We start from the raw sequence: 19,659 nt of genomic DNA, 5'->3' as shown, positions 1-19,659 counted from the left end.
GGAATCCCACCTTATCGCCATTCCCCGTGCCCCCTAGAATTGCCGCACCGTCCCCGCAACACCACCTCAGGAATTCGCAGCAGTGCCGCGTCGCATCAGCAGAGAGCTGAAGACTCTCAGTGTTTGGGCTTTATCGTTAGCAATCAGCGGCTGCATCGGAACCGGAGGAATTGCCCCCCAAGGCAAGCACCTCGCCGCCAATACCCTGGCCACCGACGACGCGATCCAGAGCGCCGCCCGGGATGCCCACTGGCCGACCAGCCAGTGGTGGCAGGCCTATGGCGACCCGCAACTCAATCGGTGGATCGACCTCGCCGTACAAGGCAGCCCGAGCATGGCCGAAGCCGCCGCCCGGGTGCGTGAAGCCCGGGCCATGGCCGGGTTGGCCGAGTCGGCCGAGGCCGTGCAGATCAACGGGGATGCCACCTTCAAGCGCCACAACTGGCCCAGCGATCAGTTCTACGGCCCCGGCAAGCTGGACAATTCCACCACCTGGGACAACAACGCTGCCCTGGGCCTGAGCTACGCCCTCGACCTGTGGGGCCGCGAGCGCAATGCCAGCGAGCGCGCCGTCGACCTGGCGCATAGGCGTGTCGCCCAGGCACGCCAGGCCCAGTTGGAATTGCAGAACAATGTGGTGCGCGCCTATATCCAGCTGTCGCTGCATTACGCCCAGCGCGATATCGTCGCCGCCACCCTGGCCCAGCAACAGCAGATCCTCGACCTGGCGCAAAAGCGCCTGGATGGCGGGATCGGCACGCACTTTGAAGTCAGCCAGGCCCAGACGCCGTTGCCGGAAACCCATCGGCAACTGGACGCCCTCGACGAAGAGATCGCCCTGACCCGCAACCAACTGGCGGCTTTGGCCGGCAAGGGGCCGGGGGAGGGTGCAACCTTGCAGCGGCCGACCCTGGCCCTCGGTGCGCCGCTGAAATTGCCCTCGGCACTGCCCGCGCAATTGCTCGGCCAGCGCCCGGACGTGGTCGCCAGCCGCTGGCAAGTCGCGGCCCAGGCCCGGGGGATTGACGTGGCCCACGCCGGTTTCTACCCCAACGTCGACCTGGTGGGCAGCCTCGGCTACGTCGCCACCGGCGGCGGCATGCTGGAGTTCCTCACCGGCAAGAAACTCAACTACAGCGTCGGCCCGGCGATCACCCCGCCGATCTTCGACGGTGGCCGCCTGCGTGCGCAATTGGGCGAGGCCAGCGCCGGCTACGACATTGCCGTGGCCCGCTACAACCAGACCCTGGTCAATGCACTCAAGGGCATCAGCGACCAACTGATCCGCCGCGAATCCATGGCCAAGCAGCAAACCTTCGCCGCCGAATCGCTGGCCTCGGCGCAGAAAACCTATGACCTCGCAATGATCGCCTATCAGCGCGGGCTGACCGATTACCTCAATGTGCTCAATGCCCAGACCCTGCTGTTTCGCCAGCAGCAGGTCGAGCAACAGGTCCAGGCCGCGCGCTTGAGCGCCCATGCCGAACTGGTGACAGCCCTGGGCGGTGGCCTGGGTGCTGGCAGCGATGCTCCGGCACCCGATAAGACACTCCCGAGCAATACCCCGGCGGCTTTGGCCGTGTTCGATCACTGATCAGGTTCCCCATGACTCCCTTGCCTGCACCGCTGCGTTGGCTGCATTCCCTGGAATGGCGCCGTGGCTTTTTCGACTGGGCGCGCAGTGATGGCGTGACCTGGGTGTATATCTTCAAAGTACTGATCGCCGCGTTTCTCACCCTGTGGCTGGCGATGCGCCTGGAACTGCCGCAACCGCGTACCGCGATGATCACCGTGTTTATCGTGATGCAACCGCAAAGCGGCCAGGTGTTTGCCAAGAGCTTCTACCGCTTCCTCGGCACCCTGGCGGGGTCGGCGGTGATGGTGTTGTTGATCGCCTTGTTTGCGCAAAACACCGAGCTGTTCCTTGGCGCGCTGGCGATCTGGGTCGGCGTGTGCACGGCCGGTGCCACCCGTAACCGTAACTTTCGCGCCTATGGTTTTGTGCTGGCCGGGTATACGGCGGCGATGGTCGGCCTGCCGGCGCTCGCCCACCCGGACGGCGCCTTTATGGCGGCGGTCTGGCGGGTGCTGGAAATCTCCCTGGGGATTTTGTGTGCGACCCTGGTCAGTGCCGCGATCCTGCCGCAAACCAGCAGTGCGGCCATGCGCAACGCCTTGTACCAGCGTTTCGGCACCTTCGCGCTGTTCGTCACCGATGGCCTGCGCGGGCGCAGCCAGCGTGAAGGTTTTGAAAGCAGCAACGTGCGCTTTATCGCCGAAGCCGTGGGCCTGGAAGGGCTGCGCAGCGTCACCGTATTCGAAGACCCCCATATGCGCCGGCGCAATGGTCGCTTGAGTCGCTTGAACAGTGAGTTCATGGGCATCACCACGCGCTTCAACGCCCTGCACCAGCTGCTCGAACGCCTACGCAGCGATGCCGCCGACCATGTGGTGGCCGCGATCAAGCCCGGCCTGCAGGACTTGGCCGAACTGCTCGATGGCTTCAGTGGGCGCGCCCTGACCAGCCCCGATGCTGCGCGCCTGGTGAGCCAACTGACGGCCTACAAGGAGAGCCTGCCGGCCAAGGTCCGCAGCCTGCGGGCGATGTTCCAGGAGAGCAGCCCGAGCGATGCCGAGCAGTTGGATTTCCACACTGCCTACGAGCTGCTGTACCGCTTTGTCGATGACCTGCACAACTATGCGCAGACCCATGCTTCCCTGGCCGAGCACAGCCACGCACGGGAGCACTGGGACGAGTCCTACACGCCGAAAACCAACTGGCTGGCCTGTGCCGCGTCGGGAATTCGCGCGTCATTCATTCTGCTGGTGCTGGGCAGTTACTGGGTGGCCACCGCCTGGCCCAGCGGCGCGACCATGACCCTGATCGCGGCAGCCACCGTGGGCCTGTCGGCCGCCACGCCGAACCCCAAGCGCATGGCCTTCCAAATGGCCTGCGGGACGCTGATCGGCGCCGTGGTGGGCTTTGTCGAAATGTTCTTCGTGTTTCCCTGGATCGACGGCTTTCCCTTGCTCTGCGTGATGCTCGCCCCGGTGATCGTGCTCGGTGCGTTCCTCTCGTCGCGCCCGCAATACGCCGGGGTCGGCCTGGGCCTGCTGATCTTTTTCAGTACCGGTTCGGTGCCGGACAACTTGACGATCTACAACCCCTACACCTTTATCAACGACTACATCGCCATGATCATCGGCATGCTGGTGTGCGCCGCGGCGGGGGCGATTATCCTGCCGCCCAACAGCCCTTGGCTGTGGCGCCGCCTGGAGCGCGACCTGCGTGAGCAAGTGGTATATGCCATCAGCGGCAAGCTCAAGGGCCTGGCCTCGGGTTTTGAAAGCCGCACCCGCGACCTGCTGCACCAGGCCTATGGCCTGGCCGCCGGCCAGCCACAGGTGCAACGCAACCTGTTGCGCTGGATGTTTGTGGTGCTTGAAGTCGGTCACGCGATCATTGAGTTGCGCAAGGAACAGGCGATTCTGCCGGTGCACCCGGCGTACGCTCAATCCCAGCCCTGGCGCCAGGCCATCCGGGTCATGGGGCGTTCGCTGGTGCGGCTGTTTTTGCAACCGAGCCAGAGCAACCTGGAGCGCGCCCTGGTGGCGGTCGATCACGCCATCAGCCGCGTGCAGGCCACCGACGAACCCTTCGCCCCGCACTTCGACACCTCGGCCCTGCGCCGGGTGAAAAGCTACCTGCACTTTATCCGCACCTCCCTGCTGGACCCGCAATCGCCCCTGGCTGCCTTCAAGCCTTCCGGAGTCGCCCATGCCTCGTGAAATCGCGTTCCACGGCATCTATATGCCGACCATGACCCTGATGTTTTTTATCGCCGCCGCACTGGCCTGGGCCCTGGATCGCTTCCTGGCGGGCTTTGATTTGTACCGTTTTTTCTGGCACCCGGCGCTGCTGCGCCTGAGCCTGTTCACCTGTCTTTTCGGCGCCATGGCGCTGACTGTCTACCGTTGAGAATGCCCCGATGAAAAAGTTTTTCAGCCTGCTCGCAACCCTGCTGGTTCTGGCCCTGGCGATCTGGATTGGCCGCACCTTGTGGGTCCATTACATGCAGACCCCATGGACTCGCGATGGCCGGGTGCGCGCCGACATCATCAACGTGGCCGCCGACGTCACCGGCGAAGTGGTGGATGTGCCGGTGCGTGACAACCAGTTGGTGAAAAAGGGCGACCTGCTGATGCAGATCGACCCCGAGCACTACCGCATCGCGGTCAAGCAGGCGCAATCTTTGGTCGCTTCACGCAAAGCCACCTGGGAGATGCGCAAGGTCAACGCCCACCGCCGTGCCGACCTCGACGCCCTGGTGATCTCCAAAGAGAACCGCGACGACGCCAGCAACATCGCCGACTCGGCCCTGGCCGACTACCAACATGCCCTGGCGCAACTGGAGGCCGCCGAACTGAACTTGAAACGCACGCAAGTCGTGTCAGCGGTCGACGGCTATGTCACCAACCTCAACGTGCATCGCGGCGACTATGCGCGCATTGGCGAAGCCAAGATGGCCGTAGTCGATATGAACTCGTTCTGGGTCTACGGCTTCTTCGAAGAAACCAAGCTGCCCCATGTGAAAGTCGGTGATAAAGCCGATATGCAACTGATGAGCGGCGAGACCCTCAAGGGCCATGTGGAAAGCATCTCCCGCGGCATCTACGACCGCGACAACCCCGAGAGCCGCGAACTGATCGCCGACGTGAACCCGACCTTCAACTGGGTACGCCTGGCCCAGCGGGTACCGGTGCGGATCCATATTGATGAAGTGCCGGAGGGGGTGTTGCTGGCGGCGGGGATTACTTGCACGGTGATCGTCAACCAGGCACAAAACTAAACAGAGGGCATCAGGCACGTCGCCTGCCGGCTCCTGCAGGGGAGGGTTATTGGCCCTGGATATAGGTCTCATGCAGGTGCCGCCACAGCAGTGCGCCGCTGGCCTGTTTCTCGAACACCACGGTGGCCCGGCGATCCGTCTGGCTGGCGCTGTGATCAACCTGATGCTCACGGTAGGTCACCGTGGCACCCCGCGCATGGCGGTCGATGCCGGTCAGTTCACTCAAGGTGATTTTCAATCCGGGCCGCATGCCGCCCAGGCGAGTGAACAGGGCCTGGACCCCGGCGGCATTCACCCGTGCGCCGGTGGCGGGGGCGATCATGCTGAACTCGGGGGAGAAGCGCGCCAGCAAGTTCTGCAGGGTGCCTTCGGGGGCTGTGCCGGCAAACCACTGCTCGATCTCGATGTGGGTCTGGATCACTTCTTCAAAAAAGTCGCTGTAATCAATCATCATTGAGTCTCGCTGGCTGGGTGAAGCAGTGCGCGAACCCTGGAGGTATCCAGGCTCAGCGCTGCGAAGAGCGGCAGCAGTGTCAGGGCTGCCGCGATCAAGAAGGTCATGGTGAAGGAATCCGAGGCCGATAGCACGGCGCTGAGTGCCGCTGCGCCGAGGCAAAAGCTCACTTGCCGATTGATATTCCACAGCGCGCTGGCGTGGCCCATGCGTTCGGCAGGAATATCCAGAAAGGCCAGGGTCTGCGCGGTGCTGCTGCACAGGCTGCCACCCAGGCCCATCAGGGCATAGGCGCCCACCAGCAGGGCGGGCTGGGCAGCATTGAGCAGCAGGATGCCGGCGCATTGCAAGGCCATGCCGGCCAGCAGCAATGGCTTGGGCCCGCACCGGCTGAACAACTGCTTGCTCAGGTAGATGGCCAGGGCCGAGGCCAGTGCCCACGGCAGCATCAAGGCCCCGGTGCGTGTCGCGTCGTATCCAAGGCCTCGCAGGTAGAGGATGGCGACCAGGCTGGTGCCGATAAAGACGCCGGGGATAAACAGATACACCAGCATCGCCACTCGCAGCATCGGGTGGCGGATCTGCTTGAACAGACTCCCCAAGGCCAGGGCCGGTCGCGAGGTTGCGGGCACATCGGGTTTTATCCACAGCAGTGCCAGCAGCAGGGTCAGGAGGGCCAATGGCAGGTTGGCATAGAAGATCCAGCGCCACGACACCGTGTCCACCAGCAAGCCGCCCAGCGCCGGGGAGAGTGCTGGCACCAACAGCGCCACCGACATCACTCGGGCCGTCAGCTGGTGACGCTGCCCAGGGGCAAAGTGTCGGTACGCCAAGGCCTGGCCCACCGGTATCAGCAATCCACCCCCCAAGCCTTGCAACAGCCGCCAGCCGATCAGGGCCTGAATCGACTCGGCCTGGCCCACCAGCACCGATGCCATGCCAAACAGCCCCAGGCTCGCGGCGATCAAACGCCGCTCGCCCCACACTGCGGCGAGCCAGACGCTCAGCGGAATAATCAGGGTCAGGCCGAGCAGGTATGCGTTGCTGATCCACGCCAATTGCGTGACCGAAGCCTGCAGTTCATGGGCGATATCCGGGTAGGCGACGGTGGCGACAAACATGTTCACCAGGTCCAGGGCGAAGCCCAGTAAAAAGATCCAGGCGACTTTCGAGCGGTAGGTCATAGGGGCGATCCAGCGTTTGAGGCTGGCAGGGTAGGCCGGTTGCAGAGCTTGGGATACACGGGTTTGCCTGTTAGTTTGTCAAAAATATTTTGACAAAGGGGGGCTGTGGCCATGGTCAGTCTGGACCGATTCGACACTTTCAAAGCCGTGGTCGAGGCCGGCTCGCTGACGGCCGCCGCCGATCTGCTGGGCCAGACCCGCGCGGTGGTCAGCTTCAATCTCAAACGTCTGGAAGCCGAACTGGGCGTCACCCTGCTCACCCGCAGTACCCGCCAACTGGCGCTCACCGATGCCGGCGAACGTTTCTACCTGCGCTGTACACGCATGCTCGAAGAAGCACGGCTGGCAGTGGAAGAGGCCCGTTCTGAGCACGCCCAGCTCAAAGGCACCCTGCGCATCACCACGACTGTTGAATATGCGTTGGCGGTGGTCGCGCCGGCCGTGGAAGGTTTTCGCCGCCTGCACCCGGACCTCAACATCCACTTATCCACATCCTCGACCCATGCCGACCTGATCTCCGAGCGGTTTGACGTGGCGATCCGGCTGGGGCGCCTGGTGGACTCCAATCATCGTGCGGTGCAGTTATCCACCTATCAGGTATTTGCCGTTGCGGCGCCTGGTTTGGGTAGTGCCCATACGTTGGATGAACTAGAACGACTGCCCAAGCTGGGGCATGGCCGCCTGACTGAGTTGAGCGTGACCGACCCGGCAGGTGGCGAACATCACTATCGCTCTGGCCCCAGTGCGCTGGTGGTCGACAGTGCCGCCGTGCTGCAAGCATTTGCCGTGCGCGGGCATGGCGTGGCGGTCCTGCCGCAGTGGCTGGTGCAGGAGGACCTGGACGCGGGGCGGCTGGTACGCCTGTTGCCGGATCATCGTTTCGCGCCTCAGGGGGTGTATGCGCTGTATCCGGACACGCGGCATTTACCGCTGAAGGTGCGGGCGTTTATTGACTTCATGAAATAGCGAAGACCCCGTGCAGAGGGCAAGTCCGCTCGCCACGGTGATCAAAGTGCTCCACCCAGCCCAAATCGCTTCTTCAACACCGTCTCCAACAACCCCTTGGGCAGCAGCGCCGCCATCAACGGCAACGCCCGGCTGCCATTCCCCGAACGCAGCAGGCGCGGTGGTTCACTCTGTTGCACGGCCTTGAGCACATCCGCCGCAAAGGTGCTGGCCGGGGTCGGTTTGTCCTGGGAGGCCTGGGAGCGGGCACGGATGCTTTCGCGCAGTGGCCACCACGGCGATTGTTCATTGATCAGCAATTCGGCCTGGGTGCCGGCGTTCTTGGCAAAGTGGGTATTGATCGCCCCCGGCTGCACTTCCATGACTCGCACGCCAAACGGTGCGAGTTCCATGCGCAAGGCATCGCTCAAGGCATGCACGGCGGCCTTGGAGGCGCAGTAGGCGCCGGCAAACGGCGTGACCAGCACCCCGGAAACGCTGCCGATATTCACCACCAGCCCTTTGCGCGCGCGCAGGGCGGGGAACAGCGCCTGGGTCACGCCGACGATGGCGAACACGTTGGTCTCGAACTGGCGCTGCAGGGCCTCGGTGCCACCATCGAGCAGCGGGCCCATGGCGCCGTAGCCGGCGTTGTTGATCAACACATCCAGCTCGCCCACCTGTCCGGCCAATTGCGCCAGGGCCGCGCCATCGTTGACGTCCAGTTGCACGGCCTTGAAACCGGCAGATGCGAGGGCCGCGACGTCTTCGGGACGACGGGCGCTGGCCCATACGTCATAGCCGGCGACTTTGAAGGCATCGGCCAGGGCACGGCCGATGCCGCTGGAGCAACCGGTGATAAGCACGTTAGGCATGGGGCAATCCTTGGTAGTGGTTAGTCGGAGAAGCTGCCTTGCAGGTGTTCGGCGCGAAACTCCAGGGTTTGCGGGCGGTAGCCGGGGCGCAGGGGCGGCACTGGCAGACAGTCTTCCCAGGTGGCGCCGGCCTGCAGTTCGCCGGGGCCGCGATAACGCGGGGCAGCATAGACGTTGTCCGCCAGGTTCACCGTATCGCCTGGTGCGTAGGCGGCGACGCGCCAGCGCAGTTCGGTCAGGGGGACGTCGTTGCCGTTGTTGAGCTTGAGCTGCAAGGGGCGGTCGGCGGGGCACTGATCGGGGGCATAGTGGATGCGCAGTTCCAGGCGCGCCAGTTGCGAGGCTTCGCGGTTGTCCAGCCAGACCACCCATATCGCCACGAAGCCCAAGCCCACTGCTGCGGCGAGGGAAACCGGCAATGCCTTGGCCGGGTAGCGCAGGAGTAGGACCAGCCAGGTGATGATGAGCAGAACGCCGAAGAACATGGGGGCAGCCTCGTGGGTAGATGAACCATCGTACCGTTGACAGCATGCGGTTGCCTATCGGGTTGCGGTCACCCCCGAACGGACACTCCACGTAACCTTCGCGCTGGAATCAAGGGGGTTGTTCGCTTCACACACCTATATACAGCCACAGACTGACGGTCGTTGTTCTGTGAGCTTTTTTTATACGTGCCGAGAACAACGCCATGACCTTATCCGTACAAAATTTTGCTGTTCCAGCCTACCGCTCCTTCGCTTCTGACGATGAGAGCAGCCCAATGAAGTCCGCCTCCAATACCCAAGCCACCACCGTTGCCGGCAACAGTGCCCTGGACAACCGTAACGCGCTGATACTGACCCTGGCAGGCCTGGAGCAAGGACTTGCAACGGGCCGTATATCCAATGAGCATATTCTCCCGGCCTTGCAAGCCGCCAAAATACAATTGGCTCCCGATGCGCAACACCCAGGCCCGACAATGGAAGTCAGCCTTGCGCAATACATCACCGCCAATGGCTGGAGCATTCCGCAAAACCGAGAGGGGCTCATCCAACTCAGGCAGACCGTGTCTGCCCTGGCACCGACAAGCCCCTCGAATGCCTACGCAGTCATTACCGAGCGAGCCGCCAAGGCCAATGTCGAAAAAACCAAATTCAAAAAGATTGTGTTGGACACGGCCGTGGCGTTTCCAGATGTGCGCAAAGAAGCCAAAAAGCGTGCAGAAGAAATTGTGTTCGGGTTGACCGGAATCCATGTAGACGCCGACAAGACTTATTTGAATCGTTTTAACAGTTCGCAATCAGGGCAAACCGCTACCGGTTGGGAACACATGAAGGAAGAACCCACGTCATCCATCAGTTTGACTGACGCCGTGTTGAAGAACTTTTCCGAGTACGACGGGATTCCCGGCACTCTGGACTCGGAAGCGGGCTTGTATAAAGACGGCCCCGGACAAAGCGCCAAAGCAGGCTATGGCGCCCACAACGAAATCCCCCTGGCGCCTTCGGCCTTTATGAAGGCCCTTTGGAAATCCGACTTCCAGACGACCATGTCGGCAAAAATCGACAGCTTCTGGAAAGACCACGCCGATGGCTACCGCACAGTCCAGAAAGGCATATTCATCTATAGGGCAGGCGAGCAACTCAAGGCCCAGGAGGCGAAGTTACCGGCCGAACGTGCGCTGCAGCCGCCCGAGCATCAGCTCACCAGGAGTGACTATAGACGGCTGATGAAGGCGGTTACCGGTGCAGAAATAGCCGAAGACCAGCCCATGACCGTGGAGAAACTGCAGGCAACCTCCCCGGTAACCGGCGATGTCCAGGTTCATGCATTTGATATCAATGGCTTTCAGTCCAGTGATATTTTGCGTTTTACCCTGCCCGCAGAGGGGCTCCAGAAGGATGCCAGCGGGCGCCTGGACGGCGTGCAAATTCTCTATATTCCTGACGCCAAGCCAGCCTTTCTGAAATTCGCCTCACTGGAAAAAATGGATCAATGGGTCAGCGATCAAGGCAAGACGCCCCAGACGCGCAAAGCCCTGGAGTCGCACTTCTCGTTGGCTGATCGGCAGAACAGTGAGTCCGGTGGTTTTGGGACCGCATTCTTTAATGCAATCGTGCCGCTGGGTTCCCTGATCTCTGAGATACGGCCAAAAAACGGCGTCGATTCATCCCTGGAATACCTCAGTACGGATAGCGTCAGCAGCCAGGAGGGCAACGTCATTGACCGCAGCAATATCGCGATCAAGGGCGATGTGTTCAGTCACATGGCGGACAGTGGCCAGCAGCGTATGAGGAACGACGCAGACACCGCGATCAAATCCAACAGCGAGGTCACCCGTGACACCTGGCTCAACGACATTTCGGTCGGCGCAGAACTGCTGGTCAAACTGGCCCCGCTGGCTGCTCCGGTCGCCGCCGCTGCCGTCATCACAAGTCTCACGGAAGTGGTATTGGGCACCGAAAAAGAGATTTCGGGCGACACCCAGGCTGAACGTCATGACGGGGCGTCGAAGTCATTCGATGGCATGATCAACACCTTGTTCTCCTCTGCCGGTCTCAGCTCAAATGCCGCGGATCCCTTTGCGCTGCCCAAAGAAGAACCGCTAGCCCCTGAGCCCTCCGTGGAGTCCGCGTCCGAACCGGCGCCTGACTCTCCAGGCGTTGATGCCGATGTGCCCAATCGCCTGCAACCGTCACAAACGGACAACATCAGCGCCTACGCCATTGCCGATGGCGAATCATTACTGGCCAAGAGCACAGTCAATGCTAGAGGGATTTATCAGTACAAGAACGAGGCGGGGCTAGATCGTTGGTTTATCCGTTACACCGATCAGTCCGGTATCGCCAAGACGTATGAGATTAAAGGTGATTTCAAACTCAGTGACGGCTATGTCCAGATTATTGATCCCCAGACCGGTAAACCCGTACTGACCGTTGAAACAGGTGCCGATAACCAATGGCGCGCGAGCAAGATGCTCGGGGGCAATAGAAAAGGCAAGGGGGTCAACGCTGCCCGCGAGCAGCCTGCCGGGCAAGGCCCGCTGGCATCAAGCTCAGCAACCAATCAACCCTTGGCCAATCATCAGGATTGGCAGTCGATAGTGGATTCGGGCACTTACAACGGCAAGCCGGTTTACATTCACTACACCAGCAAGGCCGGCGCAGAAGCGATCGCTCGCGAGCGAAGCATCAATGATCTGGCGCGTGGTGAAAGGCGTGCGGGTTCAAAGGGCGGTGTGTACGTTAACCCCCCAGGCCAGCAATTTAACAGCGAGAACGTTGAGAACCTGTTGTTTTTAGGGAATGAACGCTATGTGGGCAGTGGCGACTATATGGTGATCTTCAGCTCTGACCAGGTGCCCACGGATTTAGGCCCGGTCACGGCCGGCAGCCAGTTCGTCGAGCTCAAGATGGCCAAAGAAATCAAGCTGACGCCGTCGAACTTTCTGTATTTGGGGCCGAACAATTTCAAGGACTATTTCGAGTGAAGGGAACAACGCTGAGTGGGTGATCGCTGCCAATCTGCAAAGTGGCCCGATCAGAAAAAGCCCCCGCCCAGCCCATTGCGGATAGGGGACGCAACGGGCTGGGCGAGGGCTTTTTGTTTTGCGGTGTTACTGCGCGATGGTTTTCACTGACACACCACGCTCGACGGGAGTCGAGCGCCCGTAGATATCTTCAAACCGCTCGATATCGTCTTCGCCCAGGTAGCTGCCCGATTGCACTTCGATGATCTCCAACGGGATCTTGCCCGGGTTGCGCAGGCGGTGCACCGAGGCAATCGGGATGTAGGTGGACTGGTTCTCGCAGAGCAGGAACACATTCTCGTCGCACGTCACTTCGGCGGTGCCGCTGACCACGATCCAGTGTTCGGCGCGGTGGTGGTGCATCTGCAGCGACAGGCACGCGCCCGGCTTGACCGAGATGTGCTTGACCTGGAAACGCCCGCCCATGTCCACCGAGTCGTAGGAGCCCCACGGACGGTAGACCTCGCAGTGGTTCTGGGTCTCGCTGCGCCCCTGTTCGTTCAGGGTGTTGACCATCTGCTTGACGCCCTGGACCTTGTCCTTGTGGGCAATCATCATCGCGTCCTTGGTTTCCACGACCACGATGTTTTCCAGGCCGATCACCGACACCAGCTTGCCGTTGCCGTGGATCATGCAGTTCTTGCTGTCCTGGATCACCACGTCACCCTTGGTCACGTTGCCGTTGGCGTCTTTGTCATTGACCGCCCACAACGAGGCCCAGCAACCCACGTCGCTCCAGCCGGCACTCAGCGGCACCACGCAGGCGCGCTGGGTTTTTTCCATCACCGCGTAGTCGATGGAATTGTCCGGGCAGCAGGCGAAGGTGGCTTCGTCGAAGGTCACGGTGTCGGCGGTGTGTTCGCTGCGTTCCAGGGTCAGCACGCAGGTGTCGTAGATGTCCGGATCGTGCTTTTTCAGCTCTTCGAGGAAGCGGCTGGCGCGGAACAGGAACATCCCGCTGTTCCAGAAATAGCCGCCGCTTTTGACGAACTCGACGGCGCGTTTTTCATCCGGCTTCTCGACGAACTGCTGCACCCGGCTGACACCTTCGGGCAGCAGCGAATCATTGGTGGACTTGATATAGCCGTAGCCGGTTTCCGGACGGGTGGCCGGTACACCGAACAGCACCATCTCGCCACGCTCGGCCGCCACGGTGGCCAGGGCCAGGGCGCGTTGCAGGGCTTTCTGGTCATCCAGCACATGGTCGGCTGGCAAGACCAGCATCAGTTCATCGCGGCCTTCATTGACCAGCATCATCGCGGTCAAGGCCACGGCCGGCGCGGTGTTGCGGCCAAACGGTTCCATCAGGATGCGCTGACTGTCGAGCTTGCGAGTGCTCAGTTGCTCATTGACGATAAAACGGTGGTCTTTGTTGCAGACGATGATCGGTGCGTCCATGCCTTCGAACACCAGGCGCTCGAGGGTTTGCTGGAACAGCGTGTGCTCGCCGGTCAGGGCCAGGAACTGTTTAGGAAACTGTTTACGGGAAAGCGGCCAAAGACGTGAGCCGCTACCACCGGAAAGGATTACTGGGATCATGTGTTTCTCCTTGAATCGATTTGGGTCAGAGCTACGAAGGTTTGTCGTTTCACTCTTGTTTTTGTCTCGGTCCTGAGTCGACACGCGGACAGTGTGGGAGCAGGCAAACCAGCTCCCACAAGGGGGCGTCTCAACTCAGGGAAATCATCAACGGGTCGACACGGGGCGCTTGACCCACACTGGCGACAGGTTGCTGCCGGAGCCGGTGACATACAGCACCGCCGCCTCACCACGTTCCAGGGCCACCGGCTTCACATCGCCAACCTTCTTGTCACCGTCGTACAGCGCCAGGCTGACCTTCACCGGGTTGATCTCGCGCTCGCCACGGCCCTTGGCGGCCACGGCCTTGACCACATCGGTCTTGCCGTCGGCGGTTTTCAGGGTCAGGGCCTTGTCGCTGAGGTTCTGCACGCGCACCAGGGATTTCTGCTTGTTCTTGAACGGCGGTTCTTCGATCAGTTGCGGCTGGCCGCTGGCGCTGTTGACCAGGGTGTAATAGTGATCGGCGGCCAGTTTGACCGTGACGTTCTGGCTACCGACCTTGGCGCTGTAGTCACCGCCCGGCAGGAAGCTGAAGTCACTGCTGGCCAGCGGTGCCACATCGCTCAACGCCGTGTTGCCGACGCTGGCGCTGACTTCCTGGTTGCTGGCGTTGAACAGGCGCACGAAGCTCGAGCCTTTCGGTGCGACGGGGCCATAGAGGGCGGCGTCGCCTGCGAACGCGGACATGGATACGAAGCTCATGCCGGCGGCCAGGGCCAGAGTCTTGGCGAGACGACGCGGAGTAGTAGTGAAAGTCATGTGAGTTACCTCTCTTTCAGTTTTGCGCCCGGTCGGGCGTCTCGGATTTTTCGGTTTTAACTGGGGTGTTGCTTGCCATGTTCTGTTGGCGCGTACCGGCTTGTTTGAGCTGCGCGACCCACTCGGGGTCGGCTTCGCCGATTTCGTTGTTCACCGGCAGATAGCGTTCCGGAAACTCCCAGATCAGCACTTGCGGCGGGCTGTTCTTGAAGTCATCGCTTTTCAGGTAGCTGAGCATCGGCAGGATCGGGCCGTGGCCGTCTTCGGAGTAGTTCACCACTTCGCTGCCCAGGGCTTGCTTCAGGGCGCCGACGAAGTTCCAGTTGGGGTTGGCGCTGTAGCTGGTGCCCACCAGGGCCACCGGCATCTCGCTGTCGGCAAACAGCGCGTCGTCGCCTGCGGCCTGGGCCTGCACCGCGTGGGTCACGCGTTTTTGCAGGGGCTCCTTGGGCGGCATCAGGTTTTCGAACAATGGGTCCAGGGGCAGGAACAGGCGCAAGTCACCGCTGTGGGGGGCGATGCCCTCGGCGTCGGTGACAAAGCGCTGGGGCTCGCCGCTGAGCAGGGTCTTGGCGTTGATGGTCCTGGCCAGCTGCTTGGCGGCGACTTCGGCGCCATCCGGGGTCCAGTGGGTGTCGGTGCGCAGGAACACCTGCTGGCCGTGGAGCTTGGCCTGTTGCAGCGGGCCCAGCAGGTCGGGGGCGAGGATCTTGTCGGCGGCAACCCGCGCATGGAAGTCCTGATAAAGCCCGGCATGAATGCTCGCCGGTTGCACTTCACCCAGATGCTCCGGGTACAGGCGCACCTTGGCCGGGACAATCGCCATCACCAACTGCACGCCCTTGGCCTTGAGGGTCTGGCGCACGCCTTCGACCAGGGCGTAGTTGTCTTGCAGGTTCTGCTCTTCGTTGACGGCGGGGTTGAACTCCTCGTCGCTGTACAACCAGTGATCGCGACCCAGCACCACGCCGGGACGACCTTCGTTGAACAGCTTGTAGTCCAGGGCGGCCCAGAGGTTGGTGCCCAGGCGCTTGATCGGGAACTCGTCGTCGTAATGGGTCTCGACGGCCTTGGCCCAGCGCCCGTTGAGCACGGTGGCTTCGGCGTTGGTATTGAAACCGAAGAAACTGCGCACCGACCACGCGCCCAGGGCCATAAGCAGGGCCATGAACAGCGCGGCGTAGAGGATGCGGAATGAACGGGTCATGGTCGGCTCCCTCAGAACTGGAAGTAAAGGAACGGCGAGAAGCTTTGCGCCGAGAGTTTCAGAATCGAAGCCACAAACAGCAGCAGGATCACCGCGCGCATGGCATAGCGGGGCCAGTCGGCGGTCCAGTAGGCCGGTTGCACGGCGGCGTTGCTGCCGACGCTGAAACCGGGCTCCTGGATGCTGCCGGGGGTGTCGCCAGGCACTGCCTTGATCAGGCTCGGATCAGCCGGCTTGGCCTTGTCGGCCGGGCGATTGTTGTAGAAGTCGCGCAGGCCGAAGAACGCCAGCGTGGCGTAGGCCACCACCATGGTTGCCACTTGCAGGCCCGTCAGGTTGGCGCGGTTGAGTTCCGACAGCGACCACTCGCCAAAGCTGAACATCGCGCCGTACATGCGCCCGGCGACGTGCAGGTTTTCGGCACGGAAGATCACCCAGCCCATCACCACCAGCAGGAAGGTGAAGGCCCAGCGCACCGGGTTGAAGCTACGTGGCGAGGTGTTGAGGCCGATGGCTTTTTCAATCGCCAGCCACATGCCGTGCCAGGCGCCCCAGACGATGTAGGTGATGTTCGCGCCGTGCCACAGGCCACCGAGCAGCATGGTCAGGAACAGGTTGCGATAAGTGGTCAGCGTGCCTTTGCGGTTGCCGCCCAGGGTGATGTACAGGTAGTCACGCAGCCAGGTGGACAGGCTGATATGCCAGCGCCGCCAGAACTCGGTGATCGACTGGCTGATATACGGCTGCTTGAAGTTTTCCATAAAGCGGAAGCCCATCATCAAGCCCAGACCGATCGCCATGTCGCTGTAGCCGGAGAAGTCGAAATACAGCTGCGCGGTATACGCCAGCGCGCCGAGCCAGGCGTCGCCGGTGGTGGGGTTTTGCAGGGCAAAGCAATGGTCGGCCACCACCGCCAGGGTGTCGGCGATAAACACCTTCTTGATAAAACCCTGCATGAACCGCGTGCAGCCCTCGGAGAATTTATCCAGGGTGTGGGTGCGGTTGTTGAACTGGTCGGCCAGGTCACGAAAACGCAGCACCGGGCCGGCAATCAAGTGCGGGAAGATCGCCACGAACGCCGCAAAGTCGATGAGGTTGCGGGTGGCCGGGGTGTCGCCGCGGTACACGTCGATGATGTAGCTGATGGACTCGAAGATGTAGAACGAGATCCCGATCGGCAGCAGCACGTGGGTCAGGATAAACGGCTCCAGGCCCGCCGATTTCATCATCAGATTGATGCTGTCGACGCCGAAGTTGGCGTACTTGAAGTAGCCGAGGATGCACAGGTCGACCGCCACGCCGAGCAGCAGCCAGCGCTGGGCCGGCTTGGTGCGCACGCCTGCGGCACCGACCTTGAGGCCGATCCAGTAGTTCCACAGGGTCACGGCGGCGAACAGCGCCAGGAAGTCCACTCGCCACCAGGCGTAGAACACATAACTGGCAATCAGCAGCAGCAGATTGCGATAGCGTTGCCCGCTCAAATAGTACAAGCCGAGAAAGATCGGCAAGAACAGAAACAGGAACACATTGGACGAGAAAACCATCCCGATCTCTCCATGTTTAACCAACAGTCAAGGGCCAACGGCCCCCCCAAACCCCCCACGAAAACCGGGGAGGGCGATCGTTCCCACGCTCTGCGTGGGAATGCCTCTTGTGACACTCTGCGTCACGCTGTGGGACGCAGAGCGTCCCGTGCTGCATTCCCACGCGGAGCGTGGGAACGATCAGCGGCTAACTGCCTTTTTCATGCGCCGGGTCGTAGACCTTGGTCAGGTCGCCACCCAGGCGGAAGGTCTTGAACGGCTGCATCTCGTGCTTGCGCTCCAGTACCTCCGGGGCGCAGGTGTAGAGGGTGCAGAAGGGCTCCAGCCAGGCGAATTTCGAGTCCTGCTCCAGATCCTGCATGTCCTGCTCTTTGCCGTTCTTCTGCTCGAAGAGTTCCGGATCCTTGACCCCGGCCAGCACCTTGTCGCCCAGGCGCTTGAGTGCGCCGTTGTTTTCCGGGCGTACATCCACGCCATTGACCAGGGCGAAACTGGCGATCATCGCCAGCGGTGGCAGCGCATAGTTGTGGTAGGCCAAGGCCCGTTGCTGGCGCTTGAGTTCGTTGGGCAGGTAGCCCTGGGCGTCGACCTGATTGGCACCGACCTTGTATTCCTTCACCGCCCAATCGAACAGGTCGCGACGGTTGGTGGCGACGGATGTGGCCATCACCGACCAGGCGGCCCAGTACGAATGGTTGTTGGTTTTTTCCAGGGGCAGGTTGTCCCAGTCGCTGACCACTTGCTCGGCCAGTTTGTTGAACCAGGCTTCGATCAACTGCGATTCCTGTGGGTGCCTGGCCAGCGGTTGCGACTCGGAGAACTTCAGGCGCACATAGGCCGACGCCATGCTGCCCAACGCCCATTTGCGCATCGACTTGCCGGTGTGGTTGAAGTCCTTGGACATCAACGCATCGGCCTTGGCCCAGCTCACCAGCCAGTTCAGCGTGCACTGCAATTGCTCCGGGCGACCGTCGCGCATGAACTGCATCACCCGCTTGCTGGTGTCTTTTTCCAGTTTGGTGATGTCGGCGGTGCTGTCGCGAAAGGCTTTTTCCGACTGCACATTCAGGGTCGAACGGGCTTTGTCGGAGCCTTCGTATTTGCTGCGAAACTGCAGCGAGCCGGTGTAGGGCGTCGGCATGGCGTCGCAGTCATTCTTGAAGTCGCCGGTCTTGAACGCTTCAATCGGCGCGAAGTAGCCCTGGGGCGGACGCAGCGGCGCGGCGGCGTTGGCGTGGCCGGCAAATATCGCCAGGCCGAGCAACGTTGGAATCAATAACTTCTGCATAGGTAACCTCATTGCCCGGCGGAAGCAGTCTGCTGACCACCCGCGGGGAATACGTTGCGTGTGCAAATTTTCGCTTCGACTTTCTGCGCCGCAGCGCCCGCTTCGGGGCCCTGCACTTCCACGGCCAGCAGGTTCTGCGAGGCCCAGTCTTCATCGGTGCGCAGTTCAAAGGCGAAACGCCCGTCTGTCTCGGATGTTTCGGGTTTGTCGATCTTGATGTCCTCGTGGCGCCCGTTCATGTACCAGAGGGTGGCTTGCAGGGTTTTCACCGAGGGATCGGCGAAGCGAATGTCGACCTGATGACGGCTGTTGCGCAGGTCCATGTTCTTGCTGTTAACCATCAACTCGTTCTTGCCCGGCTTGAGGGTGGTGCTGGCGCTCATCTGCGCCGGCTTGCCCTCACAGCCGTTGTCGAGCAGGGCCATCATCTGGCGATAGGTGGTTTCCTGGTCGAGGCGATACAGCGGTGAGAATTCCCAGATCAGAATCTTCGGTGGGCTCTTCTGGAATTCTTCGCTGCCCAGGTACTGGATCATCGAGCCTTCCAGGCCACCGCCGGGGAAGGCGACGTTAAGGATGTCGGCGCCGATTTCCTGTTGCAGGAAGCCGGCGAAGTTGTAGTTCTTGCCACTGTGGCTGGTGCCCACCAGGGTGATCTGCGGGTTGCCGGAGTCGCCGAACAGGTCGCCGTCCGCCGCTTCGCCCTTGGGCTCGGTGCTGAACTGGTCCATGTACTGGATCGCGTAGCTGGTGCCGCACAGCTGCCCGGCCATGTTGTGCAGGGTGCCGGTCTTGCCCATGCGCCCGGACTTGTTGGTCTCGAATTCACGCTGGGGGATCCCGGCGAACTCGGGCATGGCGCGCACCTTGGCCCCGACGATTTTGGCGGTGCGCTGGGCGCCATACGGGGTCCAGTGCTGGTCGCCACGGAAGTAGAAGTCGTGGGCCGGCTGTTCGTCCGGCAATTGCTCGTTGGTCAGCGGCGACAGGTCCGGCACCACATAGCCCATCTTGGCAAAACGCCCGAGCATGCTCTTGTAGTTGCCCAGGGCCTTGTCGAAATCGAAGCTGGCTTTCTCTGCCGGGTTGAGTTTGTTGCGGTTTACCAGGCCACGGGTCGGCTGGTAGACCACCACCAGTTCCACGCCCTTGCTCTTGAACGCATCGCGCAGTTGCTGCATGCGCTTGTAGCCGGCCGGGGTGGTGTCGAATTCGGTGCGCAGGTCTTCCTGGGTACGGAACAGCCAGTCGCCCTGGGCCTGTACCAGGGTGGTGAAGTTCTGCTGGTAGCGGGTGGTGTAGTTCTTTGCGTCGTGGGCCTCGGGGCACAGGTTGCAGCACGGCTCGGCGGTAAAGCTCGGCGCCTGGGCTTCATCGGCGCGCACGCCGCTGCTGGCGGCCAGGATGCCGAGGGTCAAACCCGAGAGGCTGAGTAGCTTGATCATGTGTGGGTGCATAAAGGTC

At 61.7% G+C, this 19,659-nt stretch carries 16 protein-coding genes; 6 read left to right on the top strand and 10 right to left on the bottom strand.

Going from position 1 to position 19,659, the window contains the following annotated elements; translation table 11 throughout:
- Positions 1–82 precede the first annotated feature (82 nt).
- The 4 genes from HU773_RS22940 to HU773_RS22925 are packed head-to-tail and all read left to right on the top strand — an operon-like array spanning position 83 to position 4,850.
- The gene (locus HU773_RS22940) at positions 83–1,594 is read left to right on the top strand and encodes an efflux transporter outer membrane subunit (RefSeq protein WP_186625899.1); all 1,512 of its coding nucleotides are present in this window, start codon (positions 83–85) and stop codon (positions 1,592–1,594) included.
- 11 nt (positions 1,595–1,605) lie between these two features.
- On the top strand, positions 1,606–3,789 hold the full coding sequence (locus HU773_RS22935) for an FUSC family protein (RefSeq protein WP_057958520.1): 2,184 nt from the start codon (positions 1,606–1,608) through the stop codon (positions 3,787–3,789).
- Positions 3,779–3,979, top strand: coding sequence for a DUF1656 domain-containing protein (locus HU773_RS22930; protein WP_057438206.1), 201 nt, complete (start codon positions 3,779–3,781; stop codon positions 3,977–3,979). The genes HU773_RS22935 and HU773_RS22930 overlap by 11 nt, the downstream gene beginning before the upstream one ends.
- Positions 3,980–3,989: 10 nt before the next feature.
- Positions 3,990–4,850 carry an efflux RND transporter periplasmic adaptor subunit gene (locus HU773_RS22925; RefSeq protein WP_057438208.1) on the top strand — a complete coding sequence of 287 codons (861 nt, stop codon included), beginning with the start codon at positions 3,990–3,992 and terminating at the stop codon, positions 4,848–4,850.
- A 46-nt stretch (positions 4,851–4,896) separates the two neighbouring features.
- Here HU773_RS22925 and HU773_RS22920 read toward each other — a convergent pair whose 3' ends face one another.
- Positions 4,897–5,301 carry a hypothetical protein gene (locus tag HU773_RS22920; protein ID WP_057438390.1) on the bottom strand — a complete coding sequence of 135 codons (405 nt, stop codon included), beginning with the start codon at positions 5,299–5,301 and terminating at the stop codon, positions 4,897–4,899.
- Positions 5,301–6,488, bottom strand: coding sequence for an MFS transporter (locus HU773_RS22915; protein WP_169989505.1), 1,188 nt, complete (start codon positions 6,486–6,488; stop codon positions 5,301–5,303). Before HU773_RS22915 ends, HU773_RS22920 begins: the two co-directional genes overlap by 1 nt.
- A gap of 111 nt (positions 6,489–6,599) precedes the next feature.
- On the opposite strand from HU773_RS22915, the gene HU773_RS22910 reads away from it, so the two are divergent.
- Positions 6,600–7,454: a LysR family transcriptional regulator gene (locus HU773_RS22910; RefSeq protein WP_186625898.1), complete on the top strand. Its 855-nt coding sequence runs from the start codon at positions 6,600–6,602 to the stop codon at positions 7,452–7,454.
- A gap of 41 nt (positions 7,455–7,495) precedes the next feature.
- Here the strand turns inward: HU773_RS22910 and HU773_RS22905 are convergent, their stop codons facing one another.
- Both HU773_RS22905 and HU773_RS22900 read right to left on the bottom strand, forming a co-directional pair.
- On the bottom strand, positions 7,496–8,308 hold the full coding sequence (locus tag HU773_RS22905) for an SDR family oxidoreductase (RefSeq protein WP_057438210.1): 813 nt from the start codon (positions 8,306–8,308) through the stop codon (positions 7,496–7,498).
- Positions 8,309–8,328: 20 nt separating this feature from the next.
- On the bottom strand, positions 8,329–8,793 hold the full coding sequence (locus HU773_RS22900; RefSeq protein WP_057438212.1) for a hypothetical protein: 465 nt from the start codon (positions 8,791–8,793) through the stop codon (positions 8,329–8,331).
- A 203-nt stretch (positions 8,794–8,996) separates the two neighbouring features.
- Here HU773_RS22900 and HU773_RS22895 point away from each other — a divergent pair, with 203 nt between their 5' ends.
- Entirely contained in the window at positions 8,997–11,777 is a 2,781-nt protein-coding gene (locus tag HU773_RS22895) for a dermonecrotic toxin domain-containing protein (RefSeq protein ID WP_128592813.1), read from the top strand.
- A 126-nt stretch (positions 11,778–11,903) separates the two neighbouring features.
- Here the strand turns inward: HU773_RS22895 and HU773_RS22890 are convergent, their stop codons facing one another.
- From HU773_RS22890 to HU773_RS22865, 6 genes are all read right to left on the bottom strand, one after another.
- On the bottom strand, positions 11,904–13,355 hold the full coding sequence (locus HU773_RS22890) for a mannose-1-phosphate guanylyltransferase/mannose-6-phosphate isomerase (RefSeq protein WP_057438216.1): 1,452 nt from the start codon (positions 13,353–13,355) through the stop codon (positions 11,904–11,906).
- 147 nt (positions 13,356–13,502) lie between these two features.
- The gene (locus HU773_RS22885; protein ID WP_057438217.1) at positions 13,503–14,156 is read right to left on the bottom strand and encodes an alginate O-acetyltransferase AlgF; all 654 of its coding nucleotides are present in this window, start codon (positions 14,154–14,156) and stop codon (positions 13,503–13,505) included.
- Between the two features lie 16 nt (positions 14,157–14,172).
- Positions 14,173–15,363, bottom strand: a complete 1,191-nt coding sequence (locus HU773_RS22880; RefSeq protein ID WP_057958524.1) for an alginate O-acetyltransferase — start codon at positions 15,361–15,363, stop codon at positions 14,173–14,175.
- 11 nt (positions 15,364–15,374) lie between these two features.
- Positions 15,375–16,907 carry an MBOAT family O-acyltransferase gene (locus tag HU773_RS22875; protein WP_057438220.1) on the bottom strand — a complete coding sequence of 511 codons (1,533 nt, stop codon included), beginning with the start codon at positions 16,905–16,907 and terminating at the stop codon, positions 15,375–15,377.
- A gap of 187 nt (positions 16,908–17,094) precedes the next feature.
- A complete protein-coding gene (locus HU773_RS22870; RefSeq protein WP_120734119.1) occupies positions 17,095–18,195 on the bottom strand; it encodes a mannuronate-specific alginate lyase in 1,101 nt (366 codons plus the stop codon).
- Between the two features lie 8 nt (positions 18,196–18,203).
- A complete protein-coding gene (locus HU773_RS22865) occupies positions 18,204–19,652 on the bottom strand; it encodes an alginate O-acetyltransferase (RefSeq protein ID WP_120734471.1) in 1,449 nt (482 codons plus the stop codon).
- Between the last annotated feature and the right edge of the window lie 7 nt (positions 19,653–19,659).

Source organism: Pseudomonas shahriarae (genome assembly GCF_014268455.2).
GTDB classification, from domain to species: Bacteria; Pseudomonadota; Gammaproteobacteria; order Pseudomonadales; family Pseudomonadaceae; genus Aquipseudomonas; species Aquipseudomonas shahriarae.
The sequence above is the reverse complement of the archived record's forward strand: the minus strand, read 5'-3'. Positions and strand labels throughout refer to the sequence as shown.